Origin of the sequence: Stenotrophomonas nitritireducens, from assembly GCF_001700965.1 — a bacterium.
Lineage (GTDB): Bacteria > Pseudomonadota > Gammaproteobacteria > Xanthomonadales > Xanthomonadaceae > Stenotrophomonas > Stenotrophomonas nitritireducens_A.
Genome location: NZ_CP016756.1, coordinates 3,400,945 through 3,413,741, shown reverse-complemented (window position 1 = coordinate 3,413,741; position 12,797 = coordinate 3,400,945). Strand labels below are relative to the sequence as shown.

Below are 12,797 nucleotides of genomic sequence, written 5' to 3'. Positions count from 1 at the left end.
TGCTGCAGCTTGTTTGCGAAGGGCGCCGTTAGGCGCCCTTTGTTTTGTAGTGCCGAGCCATGCTCGGCTGTGGCTTTACCGATAAGGCCCCCTGCCGAGCCGACTCGGCACTACAGCTGGTCTTGGGAAGGCTTCTGCCGAGCATGGCTCGGCACTACATCTGGTCCTGGAAGGCTTCTGCCGAGCATGGCTCGGCACTACATCTGGTCCTGGAAGGCTTCTGCCGAGCATGGCTCGGCACTACGTCAACAAAAACGGAGCGCTTTCGCGCTCCGTTTTTTTTCCAGCAACTACCGCAGCTGCAATCAGATGCGGCTGGCGATGGCCTGGGCAAAGCCCATGGTGGTGCCGTTGCCGCCCAGGTCGCCGGTCAGCGAATCCTTGGCTTCCATCGTGGCAACGATGGCCTTGCGCAGGCGCTCGGCGTTTTCCGGCTGGCCGACGTGGTCCAGCATCTGCGCAGCACCCAGCAGCAGCGCGACCGGATTGGCCTTGCCCTGACCGGCGATGTCCGGTGCGGTGCCATGCACGGCTTCGAAGATGGCCGCGTCAGCGCCGATGTTGGCGCCCGGGGCCAGGCCCAGGCCGCCGACCAGACCGGCACACAGGTCGGAGATGATGTCGCCGAACAGGTTGGTGGTGACCAGGATGTCGAACTGCTCCGGACGCATCACCAGCTGCATGCAGGCGTTGTCCACGATCATTTCCTGGAACTCGATTTCCGGGTACTTGGCGGCGACTTCGCGCGCCACGTCCAGGAACAGGCCCGAGGTCGACTTGATGATGTTGGCCTTGTGCACGGCGGTGACCTTCTTGCGGCCGGTGCTCTTGGCCAGCTCGAAGGCGTAACGCACAATGCGCTCGGAGCCCTTGCGGGTGATGCGGGTGCCGGAGAACGCGGTCTCGCCGTCGGCCGACACTTCCTGGCCTTCGGCCAGGTAGGCGCCTTCGGTGTTCTCACGCACCGTGATCATGTTGATGTTCTCGTAGCGCGACTTGGTGTTCGGGAACGAGATGGCCGGACGCACGTTGGCGTACAGGTCGAACTGGCGACGCAGGGCGACGTTGATCGAGCTGAAACCGCCACCGACCGGGGTGGTCAGCGGGCTCTTCAGGGCGACCTTGTTCTTCTTGATCGATTCCAGCGTGGAAGCCGGGATCAGCTCACCGTGCTTTTCCAGCGCGACCAGGCCAGCATCGGCAAATTCATAGGTCAGGCCAGCACCCAGCTTGTCCAGTACGAACAGGGTGGCGTCCATGATTTCCGGGCCGATGCCATCGCCGCGGATGACGGTGATTGTCTGCGTCATTTCTAGGTATTCCGAACAGGGAGGAGGAAATGCGCCATCCGGCTGCCCGGAACCCGGCGCGATTGAAAAGGTTTCAACTGTCAATTATGCCTGATCAGCCGCGCCAGCCCCAACTGGACGATGGTCTGGGGTTCAGCTGTGCTCGTGCCCGGCCGGCGCGGTGGCCGCCCCGTTTTCCAGCTGGTCGAGGAAATCCACCGCCCGCCGCAGGTGCGGAATGACGATGGAGCCGCCCACCACCAGGCCCACCGAGAAGGTCTCGAAGAACTCCTCCCGGCTGACCCCGGCGTCCTTGCACTGGGCCACGTGGTAGCTGATGCAGTCATCGCAGCGCAGCACCATCGAGGCCACCAGGCCCAGCAGCTCCTTGGTCTTCACGTCCAGCGCGCCGGCCTGGTAGGTCTGGGTGTCCAGCGCGAAAAAGCGCCGCACCACCTGGTTGGGCTCGGCCAGGATGCGCTGGTTCATGCGCTGGCGGAATTCGGTGAATTCGGCCAGACGGTCCTTTTCGCTGTCCGCGCTCATGCGCCCTGCCCGGCCAGCAGCGGCTCCAGCTTGCCGGCGCGGTGCAACGCGATCATGTCGTCGTAGCCGCCCACATGTACCTCCCCGACGAAGATCTGCGGCACGCTGGTGCGCTTGGTCAGCGCCATCATCTTTTCGCGCGCGGCCGGGTCCAGGTCGATCCGGACCTCGGTCCACGACTGGTTCTTGCTCTTCAGGAAATTCTTGGCTGCTACGCAGTACGGGCAGACGGCGGTGGAGTAGATGGTGATCTCCGGCACGCCGGCGCTGGTTGAAGTTGTCACAACGAAACTCCTGAGTGGAAACATTGTCTGTATATGGTACCGGCCGCGTGGTTTTTCGACGCCACCGGCAGAACACAGCGGGTTAACCTGCGCTTCACACCGGCGCCCCGCTTCCCCGTCATCCTCCGCCCTGCCCCTACCCGGAGTCACCGCTTGCGCAACCTGCTGCTTGCCACCGCCGTCACCCTGGCCCTGGCCACCCCGCTGTCCCATGCCGACGACAGCAAGCTGCCCGACATCGGTTCGTCGGCGGGCGAGCTGCTGACCCCGGCACGCCAGGCGGAGTACGGCGGCATGATGCTGCGCGAGCTGCGCAACTACGGCTACCTGCTGGACGACCCGCTGGTGGATGACTGGCTCGGCACCATGGGTACACGACTGGGCTCCAACAGCGCCCAGCCGCAGCAGAAGTACACGTTCTTCATGATGAAGGACCGCCAGATCAACGCATTTGCCACGCTGGGCGGCTATATCGGCATGAACGCCGGCCTGGTCCTCACCGCCGAGCGCGAGGATGAGGTGGCGGCGGTGCTGTCGCATGAAATCTCGCACGTCACCCAGCAGCATGTGCTGCGCGGGGTGGAACGTGCCCAGCGCGACCAGATCCCTATCCTGCTGGGCATGCTGGCGGCGGTGATCGCCGCCCAGCAGGCCGGCGGCAACTCGTCCGGCGATGCGACCATGGCCGCGATCACCTCCGGCATGGGGCTGATGCAGCAGCGCCAGATCAACTTCACCCGTTCCAACGAATCCGAAGCCGACCGTCTCGGCATCCGCACGCTGGCGCGCAGCGGCTATGACGTGGACGCGATGGCCGGTTTCTTCGAACGCATGTCGGCGGCCATGCGCGGCAACGAAGGCGGCTATTCGACGCCGGATTTCCTTCGCACCCACCCGGTCAACATCACCCGCATCAGCGAGGCCAAGGCCCGCGCCGAGCAGATGAAGAAGGACACGGTGCTGCTGACCACGCAGACCCCTACCGGGGTACTGCAGGAGCGCGTCGATCCGTCCACCCCCGATGTCAGCCGTGATCCGTTGAACGGCGGCAACCCGCTGCTGCCCGCCGGCCTGCAGCTGTCGCTGCCCGGCAACAGCCTGCCGCGCGGCCCCACCGGCCAGTTCGAATGGGCGCGCGAGCGCCTGCGCGTGCTCAGTGCCCCCACCCCATCGGAGCTGGTCCTCGAATACGAGAACCTCAAGCGCAGCCAGAAGAACGGCCTGACCGACCCGCAACGCTATGGCGTGGCCATCGCCCGCCTGCGCGACGGCGGCGCCGGCGGCGTTGCACAGGCCCTGCCCGAGCTGCAGCAGCTGCTGCAGCAGTACCCGGACAACCTGTGGGTCAACCTGGCTGTCGGCGAGGCGGAGTCGCGCAGCGGTCGCCACGACGACGCCAACAAGCGCTTCGATGCCCTGCTCAAGCGCTTGCCGCAGAGCCGGCCGGTTGCCTTGACCTATGCGCGCATCCTCAATGAGCAGGGCGGCGAGGCCGCCGGCCAGCGCGCCCAGGCCATGCTGCGGCCGTTGTTGGCACGCGCCGGCGACGATCCGGTGTTCCAGGGAACCTTTGCCCGCGCCAGCGAGTTGGCCGGCGACAGCCGCCGTGCCAGCGAAGCCTATGCCGAAGCGGCTTATCTGAATGGACGGCCGGAACAGGCGCTCATCCAGTTCCAGGCCCTGCTCAAGCAACCCGGGCTGGATTACGTGAGCCGCGCGCGGGTGGATGCGCGCATCGAATCGATCATGCCGACCGTGCTGGAAATGCGCCGGCTGGGTGTCCACGACCCGGAAATGTCACGGAACTGAACCCGCCCGGCGTGGATCGACGATTCACCCCGGGAGCGGTGTCACAAACCCGTCATCAAACCGTAGTCTACTGGGCACACCCCCTCTTGACGGGCATTCCGGTAGGCGCCACGTGCAGAAACGCATTCTGATTGTCGATGACGAACCCGCGATCCGTGACATGGTCGCTTTTGCCCTGCGCAAGGGCGAGTACGACCCGGTCCATGCCGGCGATGCACTCGAAGCGCAGACCGCCATTGCCGACCGGGTACCGGACATGATCCTGCTGGACTGGATGCTGCCCGGCACCAGTGGCCTGGAACTGGCCCGGCGCTGGCGCAAGGAAGTACTCACCCGCGACGTACCGATCATCATGCTCACCGCGCGCGGCGAAGAGAATGACCGTGTTGGCGGCCTGGAAGCCGGCGTCGACGACTACGTGGTCAAGCCGTTCTCGGCACGCGAACTGTTGGCGCGCATCCGTGCGGTGATGCGCCGCACCCGCGATGATGACGAAGACGGCAGCGTCAGCGTTGGCAACATCCGTATCGACGGCGCCGCCCACCGTGTCTTCGCCGACGACACGCCGGTGCCGATCGGCCCCACCGAATACCGCCTGCTGCACTTCTTCATGACCCACCCCGAGCGCGTCTACACCCGCTCGCAGCTGCTGGACCATGTCTGGGGCGGCAGCGTGTATGTGGAAGAGCGCACCATCGACGTGCATATCCGCCGCCTGCGCAAGACGCTGGAGCCGTTCGGCGCCGAGAACATGGTGCAGACCGTGCGCGGTGCCGGCTACCGTTTTTCCGCTGCCACCTGAACCCTTGCGGCCAGCCGGCCGCAAGCGGTGCTATAACCGCGGTAACGCCGACGGATCCACCAGTACCACCGAGAGTGCAATGCCCCGCCAATTCCGATCTGCCTGGTTGAAGACGCTGGCCACCGTGGCCGCGCTGTTGTTGCTGGCATGGGGGCTGGGTGCGTTGCTGGGCCACCCCGCGCTGACCGTGGCGATCACCGCATTGGCGATGCTGACCTGGCATTACTGGCGCCTGCGCCAGCTGTTGCTGCGGCTGACCGCACGGCAGCGCTGGGATTCGCCGCAAGGCGTGGGCGTGTGGAACGAGCTGGACCGGCTGCTGTCACGCAACCAGCAGGAAATGCGTGCGCGCAAGCGCCGTCTGATCGAAATGCTGCGCAGCTACCGCGCCGCGGCCGCCGCCCTGCCCGACGCGGTGGTGGTGGTGGATCGCAATACCCAGCGCGTGCAGTGGTTCAACGAAGCGGCCACCACCTTGCTCGGCCTGCAGCACCCGGCCGACATGGAAGCGGCGCTGGTGCCGCGCCTGCAGCCGCTGCCGCTGGCCCATTGGCTGGCAGGCGGCCGCAACGCCGAACCCATACTGGATGCCAATTCGCCGGTGGACCCGGCAATCCGCCTGCACCTGCGCCTGATCCCCTATTCGGACCATCACTGGCTGCTGGTGGCGCGCGATGTCACCAAGCTGCTGCACCTGGAACAGGTGCGGCGTGATTTCGTCGCCAATGTCTCGCATGAGCTGCGTACACCGCTGACCGTGGTGCACGGCTACCTGGACATGATGGACCCGGAAGACTTCCCCGATACCGGGCCGATGCTGTCGGAGATGCGCAAGCAGTCACAGCGCATGGCGCAGCTGGTCGAAGACCTGCTGACCCTGTCGCGGCTGGAATCGCAGCAACATGCCGAACTGGAAACTGTGAACATGACCTCGATGCTGGCCTCGCTGCGGCGCGAAGCCGAGGCGCACAGCCAGGGCCGGCACACGATCACGGTCGAGGACCTGGCCGGGGTGGACCTGGCCGGCTCCAACAAGGAACTGCACAGCGCGTTCTCCAACCTGCTGACCAATGCCGTGCGCTATACGCCGGCCGGCGGCCGCATCACCCTGACCTTCAGCCGCGAAGGCAACGGCGCGGTGCTGGCCGTCACCGACACCGGCTACGGCATCCCGGCCAATCACCTGCCGCGCCTGACCGAGCGCTTCTATCGCGTTTCCAGCAGCCGTTCGCGCGAAAGCGGCGGCACCGGGCTGGGCCTGTCCATCGTCAAACACATTCTTGGCCTGCACCAGGCACGCCTGGAAATCCGCAGTGAAGTAGGCCAGGGCAGCACCTTCGCCTGCCACTTCGACGCCGAGCACGTGCGCCCGCGCAATGCCTCCCCCTCGCCTTTGTCCATGGAAGACTTTCCGGCATGACCCCTCCTCCCCCGCCCCTCGCCCCGTCCGCCGTCAGCAGCGATCCCCTGCGCGATCCCTCGCTGTACATCAACCGGGAACTGTCACAGCTGGATTTCAATTTCCGCGTGTTGGCACAGGCGATGGACGAGCAGGTGCCGCTGCTGGAGCGACTGCGCTTCCTGTGCATCTCCTGCACCAACCTGGACGAGTTCTTCGAGATCCGGGCGGCGGCGGTGCGGCATGCGCAGGAGTTCGGGCTGCCACCGGCGCCGGACGGGATGAGCCCGCAGGCCATCCTCAACGCCATCCACGACCGCGCCGCCGAGCTGGTGGACCAGCAGTACCGCTGCTGGAACCAGGTGCTGCGGCCGGCCTTGGGTGAAGCCGGGGTCGGCATCCTCGCGCACAAGAGCTGGACCGCGCGCCAGCGCCGCTGGCTGCGCGCCTACTTCCGCAACGAGATCATGCCGGTGCTGTCGCCACTGGGCCTGGATCCCTCGCATCCGTTCCCGAAGATCCTCAACAAATCCTTGAACATCGTCGTTGTGCTCAAGGGCACCGACGCCTTCGGCCGGGCCGGTCACCTTGCGCTGGTGCGCGCACCGCGCTCGTTGCCACGCATCATCCAGCTGCCCGAATCGCTGGGCGGCCCACAGAACTTCGTGCTGCTGTCGGCAGTGTTGTCGGCGTTCGTTGATGAACTGTTCCCGGGCATGGATGTGCAGGGCGCCTACCAGTTCCGCGTCACCCGCAATTCCGAGCTGGTGGTGGACGAGGAAGAAGTGGAGAACCTGGCGCTGGCACTGCGCGATGAACTGGTCGACCGCGGCTACCGGCCGGCAGTGCGACTGGAGATCGCGCACGACTGCCCCAAGCCGATCATGCAGACCCTGCTGCAGAATTTCGGCCTGTCCGAAAACGCCGCCTACCGCATCGATGGCCCGGTCAACCTCAACCGCGTGATCCAGGTCTATGACCTGCTGCAGCGCGCGGACCTGAAGTACCCGCCGATGACCCCGCGCGTGTTCAAGTCGCCCGAGGGTATTTTCGTGACGGCGGCGCAGGGCGATGTGCTGCTGCACCACCCGTTTGATTCCTTCAGCACCGTGCTGGAGATGATCCGCGAAGCGGCCATCGACCCCAACGTGCTGGCGATCAAGCAGACCCTGTACCGCACCGGCAAGGACTCGGGCATTGTTGAAGCGCTGATCCTGGCCGCGCGCAACGGCAAGGACGTGACCGTGGTGGTCGAGCTGCGTGCGCGCTTCGACGAGGAAGCCAACCTCGGCCTGGCCGATCGCCTGCAGGATGCCGGCGTGCAGGTGGTGTACGGCGTGGTCGGTTTCAAGACCCACGCCAAGATGCTGCTGGTCGTGCGCCGCGAAGGCCGCAAACTGCGCCGCTACGTGCACCTGGGCACCGGCAATTACCACAGCGGCACCGCCCGTGCCTACACCGACCTGAGCCTGATCACCGCCGATCCGGATATCGGCAACGATGTGCACCTGCTGTTCCAGCAGCTGTCCGGGCTTGCCCCGAAAATGAAGCTCAAGTGCCTGCTGCAATCGCCGTTCACCCTGCATGCCGGGCTGATCAAGCGCATCGAGCGCGAGACCGCGCTTGCCCTGGAAGGCAAGCCGGCACGCATCATCGCCAAGATGAACGCCCTCAACGAGGCGCAGGTGATCCGCGCCCTGTACGCGGCCTCGCAGGCCGGCGTGCAGATCGACCTGATCGTGCGTGGCGCCTGCACCCTGCGCCCGGGTGTGGAGGGCGTATCGGAGAACATCCGCGTCCGCTCTATCGTCGGGCGCTTCCTTGAACACAGCCGCGTGTACTGGTTCGGCAACAATGGCGCGCCCGAGCTGTATTGCGCCAGCGCCGATTGGCTGGAACGCAACCTGCTGCGCCGCGTGGAAACCTGCTTCCCGATCCTGGACAGTGGGCTGGCCCGGCGTATCTACCGCGAGGTGCTGCAGAACTACCTGGACGACAACCTCAACGCCTGGGAGCTGCAGGAAGACGGCCGCTACAGCAAATGCGTGCCGGCCCCGGGCCAGCCACCGCATTCGGCGCAGCAGGCGCTGATGGAAGGGCTTTGAGGCAGAAACTAGAGGATAGGAAACAGGAACCAGTGGGGATTACGGCAAGCTGCCGGCTTTCACTGGTTCCTACGTTTTGGCCCGTTAGCGTCAGAGCCAACACCCTGTCCGACACCAACTCTGGTTCCTGTTTCCTGTCCACTACGTTCCTGGCTCTTTCATCCGCTACCATTCCGCCATGCCCCAGTCCTCAATGACCCCACCGCCCCTGCAGGACGGCGACCTGCTTGCCGCCATCGACCTGGGTTCCAACAGTTTCCATATGGTCATCGCGCGCTACCTGCTCGGGCAGCTGCGGGTGGTGGACCGCCTGCGCGAAACCGTGCGCATGGCCGATGGCCTGGATGGCAAGGGCGGCCTGTCCCCCGAAGCCCGCCAGCGCGCGCTGGAATGCCTGGCGCGTTTCGGCCAGCGCATCCGCAACATTCCGCCCTACCGCGTGCGCGCCCTGGCCACCAACACCGTGCGCCAGCTGCGCTCGCCGCTGTCGTTCCTGATGCCGGCCGAGACCGCGCTGGGCCACGCCATCGAAGTGGTCAGCGGCCGCGAGGAAGCGCGTCTGATCTACCTCGGGGTTGCCCATGCGCAGCCGCCCAAACCCGACCAGCACCGCCTGGTCATCGACATCGGCGGCGGCTCCACCGAGTTCATCATCGGCCAGGGCATGCAGACGCTGGAACGCGAAAGCCTGCAGGCCGGCTGCATCGCCAGCACAAGGCGCTTTTTCCCCGGCGGCAAGCTTAGCAAGAAACGCTGGAAGGACGCGCTCACCGAGATCGGCGCCGAATTCCAGCCCTTCGCCAACAAGTACAAGGCGTTGGGCTGGCAGGAGGCCTTGGGTTCTTCCGGCACGCACAAGGCGATCAGCGAGATCTGCGCGGCGATGAAGCTGAGCAAGGGCGCGATCACCGCCGAAGCGCTGCCGCAGTTGCGCGAAGAGCTGCTGCGCGCCAAGAACATCAATGAAATCCAGCTGCCAACGCTGTCGAACGAGCGCCGGCCGATCATCGCCGGCGGCGTGCTGGTGCTGGAGGCGGCCTTCCAGGCCCTGGGCCTGCAGAAGCTGCTGGTCAGCAAGGCGGCGATGCGCGAAGGCATCCTCTACGACATCATGGGCCGCGCCAATGACAACGATCCGCGCGACGAATCGGTGGCCGCGCTGACCCTGCGTTACGCCATCGATGAAACCCAGGCACGGCGCGTGGAAGCCACCGCGCAGCGGCTGTTCGAGCAGGTGGCCGAGGCCTGGAAGCTCGACGTGGATGATGCGCGCATGCTGGGCTGGGCCGCGCGCCTGCACGAGTTGGGGTTGATGATCGCGCACAGCGGTTACCACATCCACGGCAGCTACGTGCTGGAGCATTCGGATATCGCCGGCTTTTCGCGCCAGGAGCAGCAGATGCTGGCGGCGCTGATCCGCACCCATCGCCGCGGCATTCCCAAGACCGCCTTCGACGCCCTGCCCGAGCGCCTGCTGCTGCCGGCCAAGCGCACGGCAGCGCTGCTGCGCCTTGCGGTGCTGCTGCACCGCGCGCACGAGCCCGACCCGATCCCGACGCTGGAACTGTCGGTAGACGGCAACACCTTGTCGCTGATCCTTGCCAAGGATTTCATCGACGCACGCCCGCTGCTGCGTGCCGATCTGGTCGGCGAGGCAGAAGGCATGACCGGGCTGGGGATCAGCTTCAGGCCCTTCGTGGCCTGAGCCAGCGTATCTACGCGGCAACAACTGCAGCCTTGACGGCGGCGTTCTGCTGCAAACGCGCACACCGAAACCACGGCCCGAGGGCCGTGGTTTTCTGCATTCATGGCCGTCATAAAGCGGTCAGATCACAGTAACAGGTGCTTCATCGGCTACGCGCATCCTCGCGGAAAACCGGGAGCCAGCCATGCGCTTTGCGATCGTCACCGAGACCTATCCACCGGAGGTCAATGGCGTTGCCCTGACCGTGCAGGGCCTGGAACACGGGCTACGCAACCGCGGCCACGACGTTGATGTGGTGCGGCCGCGGCAGCAACAGGACAGCACCGGCGCCGCCCATGAAGTGCTGGTTCGCGGTGCCGGCCTGCCGCGCTACCCCGGCCTGCGTTTTGGCCTGCCCGCCCCCTTGCGGCTGGCCCGGCAATGGCAACAACAACGCCCGGACGCGATTTACGTGGCCACGGAAGGCCCGCTAGGCTGGTCGGCAATGCGCACCGCGCGCCGGCTGGGCATCCCGGTTGCCTCGGGGCTGCACACCCGTTTTGATGAATACCTGCCCGACTACGGCGCCGCCTGGTTGCAGGCCACCGCATTGCGTTGGATGCGGCGTTTCCACAACCAGGCAGAAGCCACCTTGGTCCCCACCCGCGAACTGCAGCAATTCCTTCTGGACAACGGTTTTTCACGTGCACGCTTGCTGGCACGCGCGGTGGACGGCAGCCAGTTCGATCCCAATAAACGCGACGACGCGCTGCGTGCCGAATGGGGCATCGAGGGCGAAGGCTTTGCGGTGATCTACGTCGGCCGCATTGCCGCCGAAAAAAACCTCGCACTGACGATCAAGGCCTTCCGCCGCATCCAGCAGCAGCGCCCGAAAGCCCGCTTCGTCTGGGTGGGCGATGGACCGATGCGCGAGAAGCTGGCCGAGCAGAATCCGGACTTCATTTTCTGCGGCGTGCAGCGTGGCGAGGCGCTCGCCCGGCACTTCGCCAGCGGCGACCTGTTCCTGTTCGCCAGCCGCAGCGAAACCTTCGGCAATGTCACCCTGGAAGCCATGGCCAGCGGCGTGGCCACCGTCGCCTTCAACTATGGCGCCGCCCGCGAGCACCTGCAGAACGGCTATAGCGGGGTTGCCGTGGACAGCGATGAGAACTTCATCGCCGCCGCCGTGCAGCTGGCCGGCGATGACGAGATGCGCAGCCTGCTCGGCGCCAACGCCAGCCGCGCGATGCAACGCCTGCATCCAGAGCACGTGGTAGCCGAGTTCGAAGCCCTGCTCAGCGAACTGGCCAGCCGGAGACGTTGCCATGCCATTGCTGCCGCCTGAAGGCATCGCCGCACGCGAGGCACGCTGGTGCCGCCGAGCAAACCGCTATGGCCGTCGCCGTGGAATCCGCCGTCTGTTCTCGGTGCTCAGCCGCCTCGGTGACGGCGTGTTCTGGTACATGCTGATGGGCGCCTTGGTACTGGCCGATGGCCTGGACGGCCTGCAGGCCTCCGCACACATGGCAGCCACCGGCGTGCTGGCGCTGACCCTGTACAAGCTGCTCAAACGCTGGACCCGCCGCCCGCGTCCGTTCGCCGCCGATATGCGCATCCGCGCCTGGGTCGCACCGCTGGATGAATACAGCTTCCCATCCGGCCACACCCTGCATGCAGTGTCCTTCACCGTGGTGGCACTGGCCTATTACCCGTGGCTGGCGCCGCTGCTGCTGCCCTTCACGCTCGGCGTGGCCCTGTCGCGGGTGGTGCTGGGACTGCATTACCCCAGCGATGTGCTGGCCGCCACCGTCATCGGCGTACTGCTGGGGGCCGGCTCGTTGCAGCTTTTGCCGCTGCTCGCCGGCTGATCAGGCCCTACAATGCGGGCATGACAACGCTGTTCATCTCCGACCTGCATCTGGACCCCAGCCGTCCAGCCATCACCGAGCTGTTCCTCGACTTCCTGCGCGGCGAAGCGCGGCAGGCCGAGGCGCTGTACATCCTTGGCGACCTGTTTGAAGCGTGGATCGGCGATGACACGCCGTCCACTGCCGCCGACGCGGTCGCGCTGGCCCTGCACGAGGTCAGCGATGCCGGCGTACCGGTGTACTTCATCCGTGGCAACCGTGACTTCCTGGTTGGCAACGACTATGCCGCACGCGCCGGCATGCGCATCCTGCCGGACCCATCAGTGATCACGCTGTACGGCCGGCCGGTGCTGCTGCAGCACGGCGATCTGCTGTGCACCGACGATGTCGCCTACCAAGCCTTCCGCACGCAGAGCCGCGACCCGGCCTTCATCGCGCAGTTCCTGGCACAGCCGCTGGAAGCGCGCATCGCCTTCGCGCAGAAGGCACGTGCGGCCAGCCAGGCGCGCCAGTCGGAAATGAAGCAGGACGACAACGCCACGTTTGAAACCGTCACCGACGTGGCCCCGGCCGAAGTGCTGGCTACGTTCCAGCGTTACGGCGTGGACACCATGATCCACGGCCATACCCATCGCCCTGCCATCCACAGCGTGACTGCCGGCGACGGCAGCTGCACCCGCATCGTGCTGGGCGACTGGTACGAACAGGGCTCGGTACTGCGCGTTGACGCCGACGGCTTCCGCCTGGAAGCGCTGAGCTGACCCTGATCGTGCTTGTTGTAGGAGCGGCGTAAGCCGCGAAGCTGGTGCAAAAGAGCCCGTCAGAGGTGGCTGCAATTGCAGAACTGCCTGGCGGGTTTTGCATTATTGGTTTCGCGGCTCACGCCGCTCCTACAGTTCACGGTGCTGCCCCGGTTTTGTGGGAGCGGCATCAGCCGCGAAGCTGATACAAGAAAGCCCGTCAGAGTGGCTGCAATTGCAGACCTTCCGGCGGGCTTTGCATTTGTGGCTT

Annotated in this window: 11 protein-coding genes; 8 read left to right on the top strand and 3 right to left on the bottom strand. The window is 65.7% G+C overall.

The features are described from left to right. Positions 1–305: 305 nt before the first annotated feature. From BCV67_RS14415 to grxC, 3 genes are all read right to left on the bottom strand, one after another. A complete protein-coding gene (locus BCV67_RS14415; protein ID WP_062168939.1) occupies positions 306–1,310 on the bottom strand; it encodes an isocitrate dehydrogenase in 1,005 nt (334 codons plus the stop codon). A gap of 132 nt (positions 1,311–1,442) precedes the next feature. Continuing rightward, entirely contained in the window at positions 1,443–1,835 is a 393-nt protein-coding gene (locus BCV67_RS14410; protein ID WP_057629321.1) for a carboxymuconolactone decarboxylase family protein, read from the bottom strand. Continuing rightward, positions 1,832–2,143, bottom strand: coding sequence for a glutaredoxin 3 (gene grxC, locus BCV67_RS14405; RefSeq protein WP_062168941.1), 312 nt, complete (start codon positions 2,141–2,143; stop codon positions 1,832–1,834). The genes BCV67_RS14410 and grxC overlap by 4 nt, the downstream gene beginning before the upstream one ends. Positions 2,144–2,272: 129 nt before the next feature. On the opposite strand from grxC, the gene BCV67_RS14400 reads away from it, so the two are divergent. The 8 genes from BCV67_RS14400 (at position 2,273) to lpxH (ending at position 12,547) form a co-directional block, all read left to right on the top strand. Next, positions 2,273–3,928: a M48 family metalloprotease gene (locus BCV67_RS14400; protein ID WP_062168943.1), complete on the top strand. Its 1,656-nt coding sequence runs from the start codon at positions 2,273–2,275 to the stop codon at positions 3,926–3,928. Between the two features lie 112 nt (positions 3,929–4,040). Then, on the top strand, positions 4,041–4,730 hold the full coding sequence (phoB, locus tag BCV67_RS14395; protein ID WP_057629324.1) for a phosphate regulon transcriptional regulator PhoB: 690 nt from the start codon (positions 4,041–4,043) through the stop codon (positions 4,728–4,730). Between the two features lie 79 nt (positions 4,731–4,809). Beyond that, positions 4,810–6,150, top strand: a complete 1,341-nt coding sequence (phoR, locus tag BCV67_RS14390; RefSeq protein WP_062168946.1) for a phosphate regulon sensor histidine kinase PhoR — start codon at positions 4,810–4,812, stop codon at positions 6,148–6,150. Further along, entirely contained in the window at positions 6,147–8,234 is a 2,088-nt protein-coding gene (gene ppk1 / locus BCV67_RS14385; RefSeq protein WP_062168948.1) for a polyphosphate kinase 1, read from the top strand. Before phoR ends, ppk1 begins: the two co-directional genes overlap by 4 nt. A gap of 178 nt (positions 8,235–8,412) precedes the next feature. Then, complete coding sequence (gene ppx / locus BCV67_RS14380) at positions 8,413–9,939, top strand: exopolyphosphatase (protein ID WP_062168950.1); 1,527 nt, start codon at positions 8,413–8,415, stop codon at positions 9,937–9,939. Between the two features lie 184 nt (positions 9,940–10,123). Beyond that, the gene (locus tag BCV67_RS14375) at positions 10,124–11,263 is read left to right on the top strand and encodes a glycosyltransferase family 4 protein (protein ID WP_062168951.1); all 1,140 of its coding nucleotides are present in this window, start codon (positions 10,124–10,126) and stop codon (positions 11,261–11,263) included. Next, positions 11,244–11,786, top strand: coding sequence for a phosphatase PAP2 family protein (locus tag BCV67_RS14370; RefSeq protein ID WP_062168953.1), 543 nt, complete (start codon positions 11,244–11,246; stop codon positions 11,784–11,786). The genes BCV67_RS14375 and BCV67_RS14370 overlap by 20 nt, the downstream gene beginning before the upstream one ends. Before the next feature lie 20 nt (positions 11,787–11,806). Then, complete coding sequence (lpxH, locus tag BCV67_RS14365; protein ID WP_062168955.1) at positions 11,807–12,547, top strand: UDP-2,3-diacylglucosamine diphosphatase; 741 nt, start codon at positions 11,807–11,809, stop codon at positions 12,545–12,547. Positions 12,548–12,797: the final 250 nt, after the last annotated feature.

Bases quoted from the DNA above. Each gene is read 5' to 3' on its own strand.
- BCV67_RS14415 (WP_062168939.1), bottom strand. From the start codon at position 1,310: ATGACGCAGACAATCACCGTCATCCGCGGCGATGGCATCGGCCCGGAA.
- BCV67_RS14410 (WP_057629321.1), bottom strand. From the start codon at position 1,835: ATGAGCGCGGACAGCGAAAAGGACCGTCTGGCCGAATTCACCGAATTC.
- grxC (WP_062168941.1), bottom strand. From the start codon at position 2,143: ATGTTTCCACTCAGGAGTTTCGTTGTGACAACTTCAACCAGCGCCGGC.
- phoR (WP_062168946.1), top strand. From the start codon at position 4,810: ATGCCCCGCCAATTCCGATCTGCCTGGTTGAAGACGCTGGCCACCGTG.
- ppk1 (WP_062168948.1), top strand. From the start codon at position 6,147: ATGACCCCTCCTCCCCCGCCCCTCGCCCCGTCCGCCGTCAGCAGCGAT.
- ppx (WP_062168950.1), top strand. From the start codon at position 8,413: ATGCCCCAGTCCTCAATGACCCCACCGCCCCTGCAGGACGGCGACCTG.
- BCV67_RS14375 (WP_062168951.1), top strand. From the start codon at position 10,124: ATGCGCTTTGCGATCGTCACCGAGACCTATCCACCGGAGGTCAATGGC.
- BCV67_RS14370 (WP_062168953.1), top strand. From the start codon at position 11,244: ATGCCATTGCTGCCGCCTGAAGGCATCGCCGCACGCGAGGCACGCTGG.
- lpxH (WP_062168955.1), top strand. From the start codon at position 11,807: ATGACAACGCTGTTCATCTCCGACCTGCATCTGGACCCCAGCCGTCCA.